This window comes from Chloroflexota bacterium (assembly GCA_011322445.1).
GTDB lineage: Bacteria > Chloroflexota > Anaerolineae > Anaerolineales > DRMV01 > DRMV01.
The window spans coordinates 1-17933 of the sequence record DRMV01000048.1; the positions used below are offsets into that span (position 1 = coordinate 1).

A 17933-nucleotide genomic window follows, 5' to 3' on the forward strand; every position below is an offset into this window, starting at 1 on the left:
CCGGATGCCCCCACAAAAACCGCGCCGCCGTCTGCAGCCCCGGAAACGCCTCCCCCGGCCAAAGCAACGTCACCGCCGGTAGAGCCCACGCCCGAGCCCATCTCCGCTGGCCCCGAAAAAACCCCCACGGCGGAAACAACACCCGCGGCCCCAACGGCTTCCCCCACCACCGCGCCGCCTGCCCTGGAAGACACGCCGGCCATCCCGCTTCCCTCTACCCCACGGCGGCGGCTGGTCGTCACCATCACCCCCACTGGCGACACTGTGCGCGACAAACTCCGCATTCGTCGCGTCTACGACAACATCATTGCCTACCCCGGCAACGACCGGTTTGCCTTTTACATTCTCGAGGCCGACCGCGCCTACCTCATCGAATTTGAAGAAACCACCGGCGTAGGCGATGAACTGCTGGCGCGGCTGAAAGCGATTGTGGGCGCGGAAAACCTCCGCGTGGAACCCTTGTTATAAGCCCCCGGAACAGCCCTTACACACCCCTGCGTCCCGAAGGAAACACCCATGACCAAAGTGTTAGATATTGAACGCATTGCAGTGCTCACCTCGGGCGGCGACGCGCCCGGCATGAACCCCGCCATTCGCGCCGTCGTGCGCACAGCGCTGGCGCACGACCTGGAAGTGTATGGCGTGGAAAGTGGCTACGAGGGCCTCATTCACGGCGCCTTCCAGCGGTTAGAAGCCCGCGATGTGGGCGGCATCATGCAGCGCGGCGGCACCATGCTGCTCAGCGCCCGCAGCGAAGCCTTCCGCACCGAACAAGGCCAACGGGAAGCCATTCACCAACTCAACAAACACGGCATCGACGCGCTCATCGTCATCGGCGGCGACGGCTCGCTGCGTGGCGCGCACGCCCTCGCCCAGCAGGGAGCGCACGTCGTGGGCATTCCCGCTTCCATTGACAACGACATTTGGGGCACCAACATGGCCATCGGCGTGGATACCGCGCTGAACACCATCATGGACGCGGTGGACAAACTGCGCGACACGGCTTCCTCGCACCAGCGGGCCTTCCTCATCGAAACAATGGGGCGGGAATGCGGCTACCTGGCGGTGATGGCAGGCATCATCGGCGGGGCCGAGACGGTGCTGATTCCCGAAGTGGAAACCACGATGGAAGAAATTGCCAACTCAGTGGAAGACGCCTACAAACGCGGCAAAACCCACGCCATCATTATCGTGGCCGAGGGCGCGCAAATTAAAATTCAAGACCTCGCCCGTTACCTGGACGAGGCCGATGTTGGCTTCAAAACCCGCATCACCATTTTGGGGCACATTCAGCGCGGCGGCCGCCCGACGGCTTTCGACCGGCTGCTGGCTTCCCGCATGGGGGTGCGCGCGGTGGAAGCCGCGGTCAGCGGGCAGTTCGATGTGATGGTGGGCCTGCGGGGTCGCGAAATGGTGCTCGTACCACTGCAAGATGTGGTCAGCCGCCAACGGCGGGCTAACATGGAATATTACACCATGGCCCGGATGCTGGCACGCTAACGCCGCGTGGTTCCCCAACCTACCACAACCCACGGCAGCATCGCCCACCCGCCTGCCAGCAACGGTCCGGTAAGGTGCGCTTCCCACGCTGCAAGCAGGTTGCTGCCCCCCACGAAAATGTAAAGCAACACCGCCCAGCGCAGGGGCGCAGCGGTGGTTTCCCGCAAGGCTGGCGGGCGGCTCAGCACCTCAAAAGCCCAGAGCGCGAGGGCAACCGTCAACCACCAGCCCAAAAAGTTGTGCAACGGCACCCCAAAGTAGCCGCCGGGGGCTTCCCACACCCAATGTCGATAATGCACCATCAGGGGGTCTAACACCAAATCCCAGGCCGTCATGATCACGCCGCCCAGGGCTGCCACCGCCCACGGCGGCGTTTTGCGCCACAGCACCGCCAGCACCCGGCGGCTGATGACCCACGAAGGGTAAGCCATCATAAACCACGCCAGCGGGATGACATACGGCACCAGCCCCAAAAAGCGCGGCCCCAGCCGCGAAGTATAGTGGTAGGGGCCATACACCCATCCCGTGCGCACCCCCACGACCTCCATGCCAAGACCCACCCCAAAAGTGAGGGCGAAGAACGCGACTGCGCGCTTCCACCCTACCTGCCCGGCAGCGTGGAAAAGCGCCGCAGCCATACCAAAAAGCGTCATCACCGGCGTGCCCCAGGCATACCACCCCCGCGGGGCCAGATTGCCTAACAACAACGCCCCCAACAAGGCATAAGCCGCCAGGAAGGCAGCGAGGGCCCAGCGATGCAGCCCTTTCATCATGGCTTTAGTCTTCCTCTCCATCCAGGCTTTCGCCGGGCTTCAGGCCGTAAATGGCGCCCTTGAGCACTTTGAGCGACAACAAAGCACACTTCAGCCGTACCGGCCCCAGGGTAATGCCAAGCAGGTTCAGCAAATCGTCTTTGGAAAACTGCTTGACTTCCTCAAGCGTCTTCCCTACAATGTGCTCCAGCAAAATGTCGGCGGAAGCCTGCGACAAGGCACAGCCCACGCCGTCGAAACGGGCATCGGTCACGATACCACTATCATCTACTTTGAGCTCGATGTGCACATGATCGCCGCAGGTGGGGTTGTCGTCTTCGTACGCGAAGGTGTAATCTTCCAAATGACCACGCCTGTGAGGGCTTTTGTAGTGATCGAGGATATATTCGCGGTAAAGATCTTCCATAGTACGGCTCCGAAGGAATGAGGTATGGGGGCAGGTATTGGGTAGCAGGGCATTAGGTGACTATGCGAATACCTCTTTGGCTTTGTAAAGCGCGTCGATGAGGCGGTCGGCTTCCTCGGGGGTGTTATAGAGATAAAAACTGGCCCGAGCCGTGGCAGGCACACAGAATTTGCTGTGCAACGGCTGGGCGCAGTGATGCCCGGCGCGCACGGCCACACCGTAATGGTCGAGAATTTGCGCAATGTCGTGGGGATGAATATCATCCATCCAGAACGCAAAGACTGCCCCGCGCCGCTGGGTGGAAGTGCCTAAAATGTGCAAGCCGGGCACTTCTTGCAAACGCGGCAGCACATAGGCCGTCATGGCCTGTTCGTAGGCGTGAATGGTCTCCATTCCAATGCTTTCCAGATAATCGATCGCGGCGCCCAACCCCACCACCTCGGCAATGGCGGGGGTGCCCGCCTCGAATTTATGCGGTACCGCATTGGTGGTAAAACTTGTCAGCGTCACACGCTTGATCATATCACCACCACCCAAAAACGGCGGCATCTGCTCCAACAACTTGCGGCGGGCATAAAGCACCCCCACGCCCGTGGGCCCCAACATCTTGTGCGAGGAAAACGCGAGGAAATCCGCGCCAAGGGTCTGCACATCCACGGGCGCATGGGGCACGAGTTGCGCGCCATCCACCAGCACCAGCGCGCCGGCTTCATGCGCCTGACGGGCGATTTCGGCTACATCGGGCTGGAAGCCGGTGACGTTGGACATGCCACTCACGGCCACCAGTTTCGGCTCGTGGGCCAGCAAGCCGGGGAGGGTGGTCATGTCCAGCGTGCCTTCAGGGGTCACGGGGATGAATTCCAGCCGAACGCCGCGCTCGGCGGCCAGCATTTGCCACGGAACAAGGTTCGCGTGGTGCTCCATCTCGGTGAGCAACACCACATCGCCTTCTTTCAGGTTGACGCGCCCCCACGCGTATGCCACCAGGTTGATGGCCTCGGTGGCATTGCGCACAAAGACGATTTCCTTGGGAGAAGTCGCGCCAATGAACTTCGCCACTTTGGCACGGGCTTCTTCATAGGCCGCGGTGGCTTCCTCCGCGAGCGTGTGAATGCCGCGATGGATGTTGGCGTTGTGGTGCAGGTAGAAATCGGCGATGGCTTCCACCACCTGGCGGGGCTTCTGGCTAGTGGCGGTGGAATCAAGGTAAATCAAAGGCACACCCGGGCGGGTTTCCCGGGCCAGCACGGGGAAGTCTTCCCGCAAGCGGGGGACGTCAAGGATAGAAAACGGGGCAGGGTGAGGCATAGGAACTCCTCATAGGTCATGGGAATGAGCGGCAAGTGACCGAGGTTCAGGCAGCAGAAGCAAGGCGTTGAATCTCCTGACGGATGGCCTCAATGACCTCGCGGTTGGCGATGCGTTTCTGGCGCCCTTCTTTCACGGAAAAGACTACAAAAACTTTCCCGCCATATTTGGCAGTAAATTTCTGATGCGTCTTTTCCATCCAGGCGCGCCAGCGATGGGCTTCGTTCATCTGCTGGTAAGTCACAGGTTTGATTTGCAGGCCAATCAGGGCTTTGCCGACACGGATGACGAAATCCACATTGAATAGCCGGCCCAAGCGGTCCGAGGCTGGCTCAATAGTAACACCTAATTGCTGTTGTAACTGCCCATACACCGTCTCGATTTCGCGTTGATACCCTTCAAAGGTGCGATGGATGACTAAATTACGACAATGCAATCCGCCAGCGTCACCTCGTCGATCTCAGCACGGACAACCTCGGTCACTTTGACAAACAGGCGCTCGCCCAACGTACGAAGGTACGCTTCGGGTTCAAGGTCAACGCCCCGTTCGCGCAACATGGCAGCAAGGCGCTCGCGATAAGCCTGCTCCCACTCACCCTCATCGCGCGGCATGGCTTCCCGAATCCATTCCGAGACCGGGCCCACGCTGCGCTTTTTGTTCAGGCCCCAACGATTGGTGGCCATGTTGAGGATCCATTCTTTAGCCACGGCTTTGTGCTCCCTGGTGCTCTTGCCACCACGCAGCAAAGCGTTGAGCCAAGCGATGAGGCTCTTTGGTAGGGCGAGCGATGCCTGCCTTCAGCAAATAGGCGTTGACGAAGATCTTGTTTTTCAGGTACATATAAGCCCTGACCCGGGTGTCGTTTTCCACACTCTGCTCTGGATGGTCAAATCTGAGAAACACTTGCTTGCCGCGCAAGTAACGTTGGGCATAAGCCACAAAGGCCTGAGGCTGTATCACTTCTACGCCCAGCAGGCTGACCTGCAAGCCGGTATCCAAAGTGAGTACACCATCCTCGGTCGCCGAACGGACCCGATACAGGGCCTGGGGGCCAAAACGCAACTTTTCCGGGGCGATTTTGGGCTGTGCATCCTGGATAGTGGGGGTGTAACCATCCACCGGGGCGAGCACCACGGGCGTTTTCCGGCTCTCAAAGGTAATTTGCGGGCCATACATGGGGGAAGTTACCCGATTCAGACGTTCCCGGATCAGGCGCACAAATTGCGGGCTAACCTCATACCCGATGGCATTGCGCCCCAATTGCACCGCCTCCGCCAGGGTGGTGCCGCTACCAGCAAAGGGATCAAGCACGGTTTCACCCACAAACGAGAACATGCGAATCAGACGGCGGGGCAACTCCGCTGGGAAGACAGCCTCATGCTCCACCTGACGGGCACCGCCAAAGACCCAATGCCCGCTGAAAAAGGTCTTCCACTCCTCTTTGCTCATCCGGGAGGCTTCTTTGACTTCTGCAGGCACTTTGGGGCTACGGCCGGGCTTCTTGAAGATGAGGATGTACTCGTAGTCAATCTCCACAATCCCGTTAGGCGGGAAAGGATACGAACCCATGACCGTGGCCCCGCCGGTGGTGTTCATGGTGGTGCGCTTCTGCCAGATGATTGCACCCATGTAGTCGAAGCCGATTTGTTCGGCTTGGGCGATAACCTCAGCGTGGAGGGGAATAACCTTATAGCGCCCATACACTACAGCGCGCGCGAACTGGTCCCCGATATTCACACACAACCGCCTCCCGGGACGAAGCACACGATGCACCTCCCTCCAAACGCGGTAAAGGGCGCGGAGGTAATCGTGGAGGGTCTGCCCATAGCCTATTTGCCCTTTCACGCCGTAATCCTTCAAGTGCCAGTAGGGTGGCGAGGTGATCACCAGGTCTACACTGGCGTCGGGCAATTCGGGCATCTGGCGGCTATCGGCTTGAAAGATCTTCGCCCATAACGGCATAGCGGCTCCTCAACCCTTGTAGCCGAAACAAACACACCGCCTTCCCCTCAGGCGGTGTGTAACGGTTGTTTAGCGGCGACGGCGACGACGCGCCGGCCGAATTTGCTTCGAGTTTTGCGGACACCAAAGTACCCGGTCAGGAACCATCCATCCATTGGTCAGATAGACATTGCGCTGAAACTGCACAGCGACCATTTTGTCATCGGCCTGAACAACAACCCCGGCCAGCCAACCCTGGACGCGCTCGCCCTCGTCATTATCATGGTCGCAGTAAACTTCAACACGGTCGCCCACATCAAAAATGCGGGTGTCCTGGGGTTCCTCCGAAAAGACGACTTTACCGGCCATAGGCTCTCCTGAGGTGGTGATGGGTTGCCCGGTTATCTGGTTGCTTGGTTACCCGGCCACCTGGTTGGGGAAGGAAACCAGGCAACGATGCAACGAAGTCACCAGGTAACCGCAATTACATTCTACCCCATCTTTTCGTGAATGGCGCGGGTAAATCGCGCCCGCACGCCTTCAAAAGGAATACGCTGCATGATGGGGTCGAAGAAGCCTTCCACAATCAGGCGCTCGGCTTCTGGCTCAGGAATGCCACGGGTTTCCAGATAGAACAATTGCTCGGCATCCACCTTGCCGATGGTCGCGCCGTGGGTGCAGCGCACATCGTTGGCTTTGATTTCCAGGCCGGGGATGGAATCAGCCCGGGCAGTGTCGCTAAGCAGCAGGTTGCGGTTGGCCTGATAGCCGTCGGTCTTTTGCGCTTCGGGGGCGACGAAAATCATGCCGCGCCACACCGAGCGGCTGTGATCTTTGAGCGCGCCTTTGTAAAGCAGATCGCTGGTGGTGTGCGGCGCAAGATGGTCCTGGCGGGTGTCGTGGTCGAGGTGCTGTTTGCCATCGGCAAAGTAGAAGCCGGAAACCCGCGCCGAGGAACCTTCTTCGGCCAGACGCACCTGGGTGAAACTCTTGGTGAGGTGGCTGCCTAACGAGCCGAAAATCCACTCAATGGAAGCATCGCGGCCCAGGTGGGCGCGCTCGTGGGTGAAATTCCACACATGGCGTCCCCACGATTGCAATTCCACGAAATGCAGGCGGGCAGCATCACCCACGAAAATCTCCACCAGGCCAACGTGCAGGGTCTGACCTTCCTCATCGGGCGAGGCCGACTCGTGGACATAGGTCAGCGACGCGCCTTCGTCCACCCAAATCACGAGGTGGTCAATGTGCGCCAGGCCCGCACCAGGCCCCCAGGCCAGGCTGTGCAAGGGGGCTTCGACTTCCACCCCGCGGGGCACATACACGAAAATGCCGTTCTGCGAAAAGGCCGCAGCCAGGGCTGCGAACTTGCCGTCTTCCGCGGGCACAACCTGGCCCAACACCTGCGCCAGCAGGTCAGGATGCTCGGCTGCGGCGGTGCGCAGGTCGGTAAAAATCACGCCCTGGGCGTCCAGGTCGGCCTGGGCGTCGCGCTGGAACCCGCCGGGGAGCAAGAGCATCTGCCCGCCGTGCTCGCGGTCCACCAGGGGCTGGGTAAGCGCCTCGGGCGCGGGGGGCAGGGTGCGGTAGGCTTCCGGGGCGGGCAGGCGCAGGGTTTCCCCGCGCAGGCCGCGGATGTCAGTGCGCCGCCAGGCTTCCATTTTGCGGTGCGGCATGGGCAGGCGCTGGTAGGTTTCCCACGCAGCGCGACGATATTCAGCCAGCAGTTGGGGTTCGTCTTGCGGAAGCATCTCGGCGGTGAAAGGCAGGCGCACTTCCCGCCGACGTTGAGATTGCTTTGCGGTCATCGGCTTCTCCTTACCCGACCGAGCCTTCCATCTGAAGGCGAATGAGGCGGTTCATCTCAATGGCGTATTCCATCGGCAGTTCTTTGACGAAGAATTCCATGAAGCCGGAAACCACCATCGTGGTGGCCTCTTCTTCGCTCAGGCCACGGCTCATCAGGTAGAAGAGCTGGTCTTCATCCACCTTGGAGACCGAGGCTTCGTGGCCGATGGTGACGTCGTCTTCTTCGATTTCCATGTAGGGGTAAGTATCCGTCTGAGAGGCTTCATCCAGCAACAGGGCGTCGCAGGTGACGTGCGAGCGCACATTGGAAGCCCCGCGGCGCACTTTCAGCAGGCCGCGATAGGAAGAGCGCCCCGTGCCCTTGCTGATGGATTTGGAAATGATTTTGCTGCTGGTGTTGGGCGCGAGGTGCACCATTTTGCCGCCCGCGTCCAAAATCTGGCCGTCGCGGGCGAAAGCCACCGAAAGGATTTCACCGTGCGCGCCCTCACCCACCAGGTAGCACGAGGGGTATTTCATGGTGACCTTGGAACCCATGTTCGCGTCGACCCATTCCATAGTCGCGCCTTCATACACCATTGCGCGCTGGGTCACCAGGTTATAGACATTGGTGGACCAGTTTTGAATGGTGGTATAGCGCACATACGCGCCCGGGCGGACAATGATTTCGATCACGCCGGTGTGCAGCGATTCGGTGGAATACATGGGCGCGGTGCAACCTTCCACGTAGTGAACCTTCGCGCCTTCGTCCGCGATGATCAGGGTGCGCTCGAACTGGCCGATGTTGGCGCTGTTGAGGCGGAAGTACGCCTGCAAGGGCAAGGCTACTTCCACACCCGGCGGCACGTACACAAACGAGCCGCCCGACCACACCGCGCTGTTGAGAGCGGCGAACTTGTTGTCGTTGATGGGCACCACCTTGCCGAAATACTGCCGAAACAGGTCGGGGTGCTCGCGCAGGCCGTCTTCGATGCTCTTGAAAATCACGCCCTGGCGTTCCAACTGCTCTTGAATGCGATGGTACACCATCTCGGATTCGTACTGCGCGCCCACGCCTGCAAGGAACTTCTGCTCGGCTTCGGGAATGCCCAGGCGATCGAAGGTTTCCTTGATTTCTTCGGGGATTTCATCCCACGACCGGCCAGCCTTGTCGGTGGGCCTGATGTAGTAGTAAATGTCGTCGAAATTCAATTCCGACAAATCCGGCCCCCAATTGGGCATGGGGCGCTCGATGAAATGCCGATACGCCTTGAGGCGATATTCCAGCATCCATTCTGGCTCGCCCTTGATGGCCGAGATTTGCCGCACAATGTCTTCATCCAACCCCTTGCGGGCTTTGAAGACGTAATTCTCCGGGGTGTGGAAGTCGTAACGGTCTTCGCCGCTCAGGCTTTCCAACAGTTCCGCGTCACTTTGCTTCGCCATGGTTCATCCTCTTCAAGGCGTCCGTTGCGCACCACACGCAACCTCGCTCTTCGCCATTTCGCAATTTTCTAATTCCTTACGCGCCCACCCGCTCGCGCAGCCAATCGTAGCCATGCTCTTCCAAATGCTCCGCGAGTTCAGGGCCACCCGTTTCCACAATGCGCCCGTCCATCATAATGTGCACTTTATCGGGCTGGATGTAGCGCAAAATGCGCTGGTAGTGGGTAATCACCAGCACGCCCAGGTCGGGGCCACGCAGCGCGTTCACACCCTCCGAAACGATGCGCAACGCGTCAATGTCCAGGCCAGAGTCGGTTTCGTCCAAGATCGCGATTTCCGGCTCCAGCATCGCCATCTGCAAAATTTCGGCGCGCTTTTTCTCGCCGCCGCTGAAGCCATCGTTGAGGTAGCGCCCTGCAAACGAAGGATCCATGTTAAGCAGGCGCATTTTATCCATCAACAGTTTGCGGAATTCCGCAATCGGAATGCCCTCATCGTCAGGGTTGAGCGCCTTGCGTTTGGCATTGAGCGCAGCGCGCAGGAAATTCGCGAGGCTCACACCAGGGATCGCCACGGGGTACTGGAAAGCCAGGAAAATGCCCAGATGCGCCCGTTCTTCGGGTGGCAGTTCCAGAATATTTTGGCCCTTGAAAATCACTTCCCCTGCGGTCACTTCATAGTTGGGGTGCCCCATCAGGGTATAAGCCAGGGTAGACTTCCCCGTGCCGTTAGGGCCCATGATGGCATGGACTTCGCCCTGCGGCAGCGTTAAATTCACACCTTTCAAAATTTCCTTGCCGCCAATGTTGACGTGCAGGTTGCGGATGACCAGTTCGGACATACGAAACTCCTCATTGCGGTAAAATAGGCGGTGGAGCGTTCGCTCCGCCGCTTGAGCCGGTTGACACCGGGAAGGTTCTTTTGCGTGGGGGCATTATAGCACCGCGGCCGCCTCAAGTCAATATTCGTTATAAAAATCCAAAATATTGACTTATCTCCCTGGTCGTGCTATACTGTGGCCGACGTTTTCGCACACAGCACGCATTTCCCTTCTTCATCGGCAGGGCTTCATGCAAGAGACCCGCAAGCGCATTCTCCAAACCCTTCTCACGCGGCAGCGTTGCACCATCAACGAACTGGCCGAGGCCGTGGGCATCACCCCCATCTCCGTACGGCACCACATCAACAAGCTGGAAGCCGCCGGACTGGTCGCTTCGGAAGAGGAACGCCACGGTGTAGGCCGGCCGCGACGCCTCTATTACCTTACCGATGCCGGCTTAGAACAATTTCCCTCGCAATATGTTCGCCTGACCACCCAGCTCTTGCGGCAACTCAAAGCCACTTTGCCCGCGCCCATGGTTTCCAAAATTTTCACCGAAATGGCGCGCAACATGGCAAAGGAATTCGTCACCGAGATCGAATCCCAACACATGGGGCCGAAAGAGCGCCTGCAGTTCGTAGCAAACCTGCTCAATCAAGAAGGTTTTGTCGTCACCTGGGAAGAAGAAGACGACCACTATGTTCTCAAAGAATCGGTTTGTCCGTATTATCACGTAGGGCAAGACCACCCAGAAGTATGCGTGTTAGACCGCAACTTTGTAGCGGCCCTGCTCGACCTGCCCGCCGACAAGATTCGTCACGAGCACTGTATTTTCAACGGCGATAAACAATGCCGTTTCCTCATCCCCAAACCCAGCACGGAGAGTTAGCGCTATGAGCGAGCAAACCAACACCTCCTCCCCCAAGCCCAACCGCCCGGAGTGGGAAGCCCGCAAAACCCACCCCAAACTGGCCGAACAGGCCGAAAAAGCCCTGCGCACCGTGGTAGACCCGGAATTGGGCATGGACGTGGTGACGTTGGGGCTGATTCGTAACCTGCAAATTTTCGACGAATCGGCCAACCTGGTCATGATTCTGACCACGCCCTTCTGCCCTTACGGCCCGGCCATTCTGGAAGCCGCGCGGCGCAAGGTCGAGGAAGCCCTGCAAAAGCCTACCACCATCGAACTCGGCGAAGAAATCTGGGAACGCGACATGATGGAAGAAGGCGCAGCCGAAATGTTAGGGCTGTGGTAACCCACTTTTCTTCCCCAAAAACAAAACATCCCCGCCAAAAGCAGGCGGGGATGTTTGTATGGAGCGCTTAGCGCAGTTTGAAGAAACTGGTGAGTTTCATCGCCAGGTTGAGGTTGCCCTTCAACTTCAACTTACCCTGCATGAAAGCGGCCATGCCATCCAGTTTGCCGAGGATGACGTTCTTGTAGTCCTGCGCGTCGGCTTCTAAAGTCAGGGTGGGGTTGTCGGCCACGCCCTCTTCCACCGTGCATTGGCCGTCTTTGATGGTGATGATCCAGTCACCACCCTCTTCCCCCGTGAGGTGATATTGAATCACGGCTTCGACGCCTTTGGCTTTCTCGGGCAGGAAAGCCTTGGGCATGCGAGCCATCAGTTCCTTCACGGTGATCTCGCTCATCGTTACACTCCTTTGAAATGGGTAAACCGCAGATTTCACAGATTACGCAGAAAAATCTGTGAAATCTGCGTAATCTGTGGTTTCCCTACTGCAAATTCTCGAACACGCCGGCTGCGCCCATGCCGCCGCCAATGCACATGGTCACGATGCCGAACTGGACATCGCGGCGCTTCATTTCATAGACCAACTGGGTGGTCAGTTTCGCACCGGTGCAGCCCAGCGGGTGCCCGAGGGCAATCGCGCCGCCGTTCACATTGGTGATTTCCTCGTTCAAGCCGAGGTTGCGGATGACGGCCAGCGATTGCGAGGCAAAGGCTTCGTTGAGTTCAATCAGGCCAATGTCATCCAACGACAGCCCAGCCAGATCCAGCGCCTTGGGCACGGCATACATGGGGCCAACGCCCATGATTTCGGGGTCAACGGCAGCCACGGCGAAGGACACGAAGCGCGCCATCGGCTTCAGGCCCAGCGCCTCGGCTTTGGCGCGGGACATGATGAGCACCGCGGCCGCGCCGTCGGACATCTGCGAGGAATTGCCCGCGGTGACCGTGCCGCCAATCTTGAAGGCGGGGCGCAGGCGGGCGAGGGCTTCCATGCTGGTATCGCGGCGGGGGCCTTCGTCGCGCTTGAAGACGAACTTTTTGGTCACCACCTCGCCGTCGTCGGTGGCCTGCTTGATTTCCACCTCCAGGGGGGTGATTTCCTCGTCGAAACGGCCGGAATCCACCGCCGCGGCAGCGCGCTGGTTGCTGCGCAGGGCAAAGGCGTCCTGCTCTTCGCGGCTGATGCCAAACTGCTCGGCGACGCGCTCGGCGGTCAGGCCCATGCTGAGATACACGCCCGGCCAGTCGGTCGCCAGTTTGGGGTTGGGGGCGAACTTGTTACTGGTCATCGGCACCATGGTCATGGATTCGGTGCCGCCGGCGATGGCGATATCCAGTTGACCGGCCATGATGGCGAAGGCCGCGTGGGCAATGCTCTGCAAGCCCGAAGAGCAGAAGCGGTTGATGGTTTCACCGGGCACGCTGGTGGGCAGGCCGGCGCGCAGCGCAGCAATGCGAGCAACATTCATGCCCTGCTCGCCTTCAGGGAAGGCGCAGCCGAAAATCACGTCTTGAATGTCTTCCGGTTTGACAGCCGGGGCGCGGCGCAGCAGTTCCTGAATGACCGCGGCGGCCATCTCATCGGGACGCACCGTCACCAGGCTTCCCTTGCGGGCCTTGCCCACCGCCGTGCGGGTCGCGGCGACGATGACGGGTTCGCGGGTGGGGTCGGAAATGGTGGTTACCATGGGTGTACTCCTCAACAAAAGGGGTGGAGGCAAAAGAGGTTAGGAGGTTAGGAGGTTAGGAAAGATAGGGAGGAAGGAAGTTAGGGTTTTCGGCGGGCTGGGTGGGCATTGATAGAGCGGCTGAGCATGACAATCACTCGTTCGATGATGGGAAGTCGGTGTTCCATGACCTCATTGCCCAACAGATGCCGGGCACGGACATACCAGCCTTGCAGTTCTCGTGCTTCTCCAAGGGCGATACGAAGCACTCTCAGGCCATCGGCAGAGCCAATGCCTCGCCCGTAGGCCTCTTCCACATTGGCACACAGGCTGCCGCTGCTTCGCACCATCTGTCTGGCTACATCCCGTCCCCGCGGGTCTTGCAATAGCTTCTCGCTGTCGCTCCATACCAGGTCAAACAAATACAACGCCCAGCGATAGTATTGCGTCTGCCACAAAGGGCTGCGTTTGACCGCTCCGGGCACTTGCTGTAACCAAACCTCAAAGTCCACCGTGCCGCTCACACCTAACCGCCTGACAACCTAACCACCTATCTTCCCTAACACCTCTAATTCCTCAACGGCTTCCCAGTCCTCAAAATATGCCACATCCTCTCCTGCGTCTTCTCCTCGCCGCACAGCGAGAGGAAGGCTTCGCGTTCCAGGTCAAGGATGTACTGCTCAGAGACCCACTGCGGCTTGCTCAGGTCGCCGCCGGTGAGCACGTAGGCCAGTTTGTTGGCAATGTGGGCTTCGTATTCGGTGATGTAGCCGCTTTCGCGCATGGTGTAGATGCCAACTTGCAGCGCGGCCAGCGTGTCGCGGCCCGCGGCGTACACCTTTTCGGGAATGGGCGGGTGCCAGCCGCTATCGAGCATGTGCAGCACTTCACGCTTGGCTTCCGCAATCAGGTGGTCGCGGTTCATCACGACCCGGTCGGCAGCGGTCAGGATGCCCCACGCGCGGGCTTCCTCGGCGCTGGTGGCAACCTTCGCCATGCCGATTTGCTCAAACGCCCGCTGCATGAAAGCCAGCACCTGCGCGTCTTTGGTGCGCATGGGCGGGTTCACAATGCGGCGGATGATTTCCTTGGTGCCGCCGCCCGCGGGAATCACGCCCGCGCCGACTTCCACCAGGCCGATGTAGAGTTCCGCCGCGGCCACCGCGCGGGAAGCGTGCATGGTGATTTCACAGCCGCCGCCCAAGGCCAGCCCGGCAGGTGCAGCCACCACCGGCTTGTGGAAATAGCGCATCCGCATGTTGAGGTTCTGGAATGCCTTGATCGACTCGTCCAGTTGGTCCCACATGCCCTGCTGGGAAGCCAGCACCACGGCGAACAGGTTGGCGCCCGCGCTGAAGTTGTCGGCGTCGCTGCCAATCACGATGCCGTCATACTTGCCCTCGTCCACCAAATCCATCGCCTTGTTGAGCATGTTGAAAATGTCTTCGTCCAAGGCGTTCATCTTGGTGTGGAATTCCACGGCAATCACGCCGTCGCCCAGGTCGACGATGGCCGCGCCGGGGTTCTCGTCCATCACTTTGCCCGCAGCCTTCTCTTCCTTGATAAAAATGTTCTTCGGCGAGCGGCGGATGGGCTCATAGGTTTTCTTCGCGGGGTTGTAAACGCCCACCTTGCGGCTGCCGTCGTACTGGTAGAAGGTGGCGACGCCGGCTTCCAGCATCTCGTGCACCCATTGCGGCGCAGGGAAGCCCTCTTTTGCCATCGCTTCGGTGGTTTCGGCCACGCCCAGCATGTCCCAAATCTCGAAGGGGCCGGCCTGATGAGCAAAACCCCAGCGCATGGCGTCGTCGATGGGCTTGGGGGTGTCGGCGATTTCGGGAATCACCGACGCGGCGTAGGCAAAGCCCTGATAGAGAATGGCACGCGCCAGTTGTGCGGCGCGGTCGGTTTCCTTCACCCAGGCCCGCAGGCGCTCGCCCAGGTCTTCAATGTCCTTGATTTTGCCGATGGATTCAAACTTGGGCTTGCTGGGCGGTTCGTATTCTAAGGTTTCCAGGTTGAGGTGCAGGTAAACCTTCTTGCCGTTTTCCTTGACCCGCTTGTAAAAGCCCTGTTTGGTCTTGTTGCCCAGCCAGCCGCGCTTGATGAGCTCGGCAATCAGGTTGTTGGCGCGTTCCGAAGCGAGGTATTTCTGCGCCATTGCGTCGTGGGGGATGGCAGCGCGCAGGTTGCGGCCCACATGATCCCAAACATCGATGCCCACCAGGTCGATCAGGCGGAAAGTGGCGGTCTTGGGGCGGCCCAGCAGCGGGCCGGTGATGGCATCCACTTCTTCCACGGTGTAGCCGTGTTCCAGCACATAGTCGAGCACGAACGCGCCGCTGCCGAAGGCGATGCGGTTGCCGATGAAGTTGGGGGTGTCTTTGCAGAGCACCACGCCCTTGCCCAGGCGGTTTTCGCCGAATTCGCGGATGAATTCCACCACCTCGGGCAGGGTGTCTTCGCCGGGGATGACTTCCAGCAGTTTGAGGTAGCGGGGCGGGTTGAAGAAGTGGGTGCCCAAAAAGTGCTTGCGGAAGCCTTCGGAGCGCCCGGCGGCAATGTCTTTGATGGGAATGCCGGAGGTGTTGGTGCTCACGATGGTGTGTTCGGGGCGGATGGCATCAATGCGCTCCATTAGTTGCTGCTTGATGTCCAGCCGCTCGACCACCACCTCGATAATCCAGTCGGAATGCTTGACGGCCTCTTCCAGATCGTCTTCCAGGTTGCCGAGGGAAACCAGCGCGGCGTGGTCTTTGGTGAAGAACGACGCCGGTTTGGATTTGAGAGCCCGCTCGAAGCCCTGCCGCACGATGCGGTTGCGGACTTCGCGGTCTTGCAAAGTGAGGCCTTTCTTTTCTTCGTCGGGGGTCAATTCCCGCGGCACGATATCTAACAGGGTAACGGGCACACCGGCGTTGGCGAGGTGAGCGGCAATGGCCGCCCCCATCGTCCCCGCGCCGATGACCGTCGCACGGCGGATTTGGTATTTCATAGGAGAACCTCCTGAAAAAAGGGTAGACGCAGAGAAAACAGAGGCGCAGAGGGCACAGAGTAGGGAGGCAGGGGCTAATGAGCAGGCGTTGGAGCGGTGAGGCAGAATCAAGCTCCGTTGTGGGAGAGAATCACGCGACGGATACCGCCATCTTTCAAACGGGCAACGCCAAAGTTGAGAATCAATCCCAATGGGTAACCGCCAGCCTGCAAATAGGTTAGCAGTTGGGCAACATGAGCATCAATGATTCGCCTGACAACCTTAAGTTCCACCACAACAGTCTCATCCACCAACAAATCAATGCTGCCCTTGCCAACTTGAACGCCCTTATACATCACCTGAACAGGAACTTGTCGTTGGAACGGGATGTCTTGTCGTTCCAGCTCTACACCCAGAGCATTTTCATACACACGCTCCAATAACCCGGCTCCCAGCGCCTGGTGAACCGCCATTGCCGCTCCAATTATTTTGTAGGTTAACTCGTTCAGCCTCTCAGGGAGTTCAGGCCAAGATTTCATGCCCGCCACCATGCTCCTCTGTACCTTCCTCTGCGCCTCTGCGATTCTCTGTGCCTTTGCGTTACCTCTCTGCGTCTCTGTGATTCTCTGCGCCTCTGCGTTATCTCAACTGCGACCCGCGGAAGCCCAAAATCTGGCGGGCGACCACCAGGCGGTTGATCTGGCCGGTGCCTTCGAAGATGTCGTTGATCTTCGCGTCGCGGAACCACTTTTCCAACAGGAAGTCGCGGCTGTAACCCAGCGGGCCCATCAGTTCTACCGCGCGCTGCGTGATCTTGGTCACCACCTCACCGGCTTTGACCTTGCTCATGGACGACACCAGCGCGTTGGGCTGCTGCTGGTCAGCCTGCCACACAGCCTTGAGCACCAACAGCCAGGCTTCCCGCAGCATGGCTTCCATTTCAATGATTTCGCGCTCAATGTTGGTCATCTTGGAACGCGGCAGGCCGTAGCGAATTTCCACGCCTTCCTTGGCGAGCATCTCTTTGAGCAATTCCAGGGTGGCGCGCGCCACGCCCAGCGCGGAGGCCGACACCAGCGGGCGGGTGGCGTTGAACGTGCTCATCGCGCCTTTGAAGCCCTTGGTGGTCTTGGTGTCTTTGATAACCTCGGGGCTGCCCAAGATATTCTCGTAAGGCACACGCGCGTTCTGCAACACGATGGCGGCAGTATCGCTGACGCGAATGCCGAGTTTGTGCTCCAGTTTCGTGACCTTCACGCCCGGCGTACCGGCTTCCACCACAAACGAGCGAATGCCCGCGCGGCCTGCGCTCGGGTCAATCGTCGCCCATACAACGATGAAGCCCGGCTCCAGTTTCTCGTAATTGGTGATGGATTTGTCGCCGGCGGTCACGAAAATCTTTTCGCCGTTCAGCACCCACTCGTTGGTTTCCTTATCCAGCACCGCGGTCGTGCGAATCGCGGCAGTGTCGGAACCGCAGCACGGCTCGGTCATCGCCATGGCGGCAAAAGCGGGCTTGTCTTTCTTGAAACGGCTGAGGAAACGGCGCTTCTGCTCCGGCGTACCGGCGGCTTCCACCGCGGCCGCGCCCAAACCGCCACCCGGCGTGACCAGGTACATACCGGCATCGCCCCACGAAAGCATTTCAATCATGAAAGCCAGCATCTGATAGCCGATGCGGGGGCGGTCTTTCTTTTCCTTCTTTTCACCGCTGTCGCTGGGGGCCAGGGAACCCGCACCGCTGGCCTTCATCGCGGTGTGCATGAATTCAATGTAATCCCACGGAATTTCGTGCTCATGCTCGTCGAAATACCGCGACACCGAGCGCATCATGTTCTCGGCGACGGTCTGGAGCATGTACTGTTGCTTGGCAATGACTTCGGGCATTTCAAAATCAATCATGGCAAAACCTCCGGGGAGGGGGAAGTGGTTACTTCGTTGCTTCGTTGCTTCGTTGCTTCGTTACCTAGTTACATGGTTGCGGAGCCGTATCCTAACTTCCTATCATCCTAACTTCCCTAACTTTCCTGCTCCGCAACTCGCAATTCGCCAC

The 17933-nt window shown here is 59.3% G+C and carries 17 protein-coding genes and 1 pseudogene; 3 read left to right on the forward strand and 15 right to left on the reverse strand.

Going from position 1 to position 17933, the window contains the following annotated elements; genetic code table 11:
* The first annotated feature begins 534 nt into the window (after window positions 1-534).
* On the forward strand, window positions 535-1500 hold the full coding sequence (pfkA, locus tag ENJ54_10480; GenBank protein ID HFC10257.1) for a 6-phosphofructokinase: 966 nt from the start codon (window positions 535-537) through the stop codon (window positions 1498-1500).
* Here pfkA and ENJ54_10485 read toward each other — a convergent pair.
* From ENJ54_10485 to sufC, 9 genes and pseudogenes are all read right to left on the reverse strand, one after another.
* Window positions 1497-2294, reverse strand: a complete 798-nt coding sequence (locus ENJ54_10485; protein HFC10258.1) for a carotenoid biosynthesis protein — start codon at window positions 2292-2294, stop codon at window positions 1497-1499. The genes pfkA and ENJ54_10485 overlap by 4 nt on opposite strands.
* Window positions 2278-2679 carry an SUF system NifU family Fe-S cluster assembly protein gene (locus ENJ54_10490; GenBank protein ID HFC10259.1) on the reverse strand — a complete coding sequence of 134 codons (402 nt, stop codon included), beginning with the start codon at window positions 2677-2679 and terminating at the stop codon, window positions 2278-2280. Before ENJ54_10490 ends, ENJ54_10485 begins: the two co-directional genes overlap by 17 nt.
* 60 nt (window positions 2680-2739) lie before the next feature.
* Entirely contained in the window at window positions 2740-3987 is a 1248-nt protein-coding gene (locus ENJ54_10495; GenBank protein ID HFC10260.1) for a cysteine desulfurase, read from the reverse strand.
* A 46-nt stretch (window positions 3988-4033) separates the two neighbouring features.
* Window positions 4034-4695: pseudogene (locus ENJ54_10500) on the reverse strand (MjaI family restriction endonuclease).
* Window positions 4688-5950 carry a site-specific DNA-methyltransferase gene (locus tag ENJ54_10505; protein HFC10261.1) on the reverse strand — a complete coding sequence of 421 codons (1263 nt, stop codon included), beginning with the start codon at window positions 5948-5950 and terminating at the stop codon, window positions 4688-4690. Before ENJ54_10505 ends, ENJ54_10500 begins: the two are co-directional and overlap by 8 nt.
* Before the next feature lie 69 nt (window positions 5951-6019).
* On the reverse strand, window positions 6020-6298 hold the full coding sequence (locus tag ENJ54_10510) for a hypothetical protein (GenBank protein HFC10262.1): 279 nt from the start codon (window positions 6296-6298) through the stop codon (window positions 6020-6022).
* Window positions 6299-6420: 122 nt separating this feature from the next.
* Window positions 6421-7737: a Fe-S cluster assembly protein SufD gene (gene sufD, locus ENJ54_10515; protein HFC10263.1), complete on the reverse strand. Its 1317-nt coding sequence runs from the start codon at window positions 7735-7737 to the stop codon at window positions 6421-6423.
* A gap of 10 nt (window positions 7738-7747) precedes the next feature.
* Window positions 7748-9163 carry a Fe-S cluster assembly protein SufB gene (gene sufB, locus ENJ54_10520; GenBank protein HFC10264.1) on the reverse strand — a complete coding sequence of 472 codons (1416 nt, stop codon included), beginning with the start codon at window positions 9161-9163 and terminating at the stop codon, window positions 7748-7750.
* 76 nt (window positions 9164-9239) lie between these two features.
* Window positions 9240-10004: a Fe-S cluster assembly ATPase SufC gene (sufC, locus tag ENJ54_10525; protein ID HFC10265.1), complete on the reverse strand. Its 765-nt coding sequence runs from the start codon at window positions 10002-10004 to the stop codon at window positions 9240-9242.
* Window positions 10005-10233: 229 nt separating this feature from the next.
* On the opposite strand from sufC, the gene ENJ54_10530 reads away from it, so the two are divergent.
* Both ENJ54_10530 and ENJ54_10535 read left to right on the forward strand, forming a co-directional pair.
* Window positions 10234-10872 carry a winged helix-turn-helix transcriptional regulator gene (locus ENJ54_10530; GenBank protein HFC10266.1) on the forward strand — a complete coding sequence of 213 codons (639 nt, stop codon included), beginning with the start codon at window positions 10234-10236 and terminating at the stop codon, window positions 10870-10872.
* 4 nt (window positions 10873-10876) lie between these two features.
* Window positions 10877-11239 carry a DUF59 domain-containing protein gene (locus ENJ54_10535; GenBank protein HFC10267.1) on the forward strand — a complete coding sequence of 121 codons (363 nt, stop codon included), beginning with the start codon at window positions 10877-10879 and terminating at the stop codon, window positions 11237-11239.
* A gap of 67 nt (window positions 11240-11306) precedes the next feature.
* Here ENJ54_10535 and ENJ54_10540 read toward each other — a convergent pair whose 3' ends face one another.
* The 6 genes from ENJ54_10540 to ENJ54_10565 all read right to left on the reverse strand — a co-directional run bounded on the left by ENJ54_10540 (window position 11307) and on the right by ENJ54_10565 (window position 17782).
* Complete coding sequence (locus tag ENJ54_10540; GenBank protein ID HFC10268.1) at window positions 11307-11636, reverse strand: SCP2 sterol-binding domain-containing protein; 330 nt, start codon at window positions 11634-11636, stop codon at window positions 11307-11309.
* Between the two features lie 85 nt (window positions 11637-11721).
* Entirely contained in the window at window positions 11722-12927 is a 1206-nt protein-coding gene (locus ENJ54_10545) for an acetyl-CoA C-acyltransferase (GenBank protein HFC10269.1), read from the reverse strand.
* Window positions 12928-13007: 80 nt separating this feature from the next.
* A complete protein-coding gene (locus tag ENJ54_10550; GenBank protein ID HFC10270.1) occupies window positions 13008-13430 on the reverse strand; it encodes a four helix bundle protein in 423 nt (140 codons plus the stop codon).
* A 44-nt stretch (window positions 13431-13474) separates the two neighbouring features.
* A complete protein-coding gene (locus ENJ54_10555) occupies window positions 13475-15901 on the reverse strand; it encodes a 3-hydroxyacyl-CoA dehydrogenase/enoyl-CoA hydratase family protein (GenBank protein HFC10271.1) in 2427 nt (808 codons plus the stop codon).
* Window positions 15902-16008: 107 nt separating this feature from the next.
* Complete coding sequence (locus tag ENJ54_10560) at window positions 16009-16419, reverse strand: GxxExxY protein (protein HFC10272.1); 411 nt, start codon at window positions 16417-16419, stop codon at window positions 16009-16011.
* 100 nt (window positions 16420-16519) lie between these two features.
* The gene (locus ENJ54_10565) at window positions 16520-17782 is read right to left on the reverse strand and encodes an acyl-CoA dehydrogenase (GenBank protein ID HFC10273.1); all 1263 of its coding nucleotides are present in this window, start codon (window positions 17780-17782) and stop codon (window positions 16520-16522) included.
* Window positions 17783-17933: the final 151 nt, after the last annotated feature.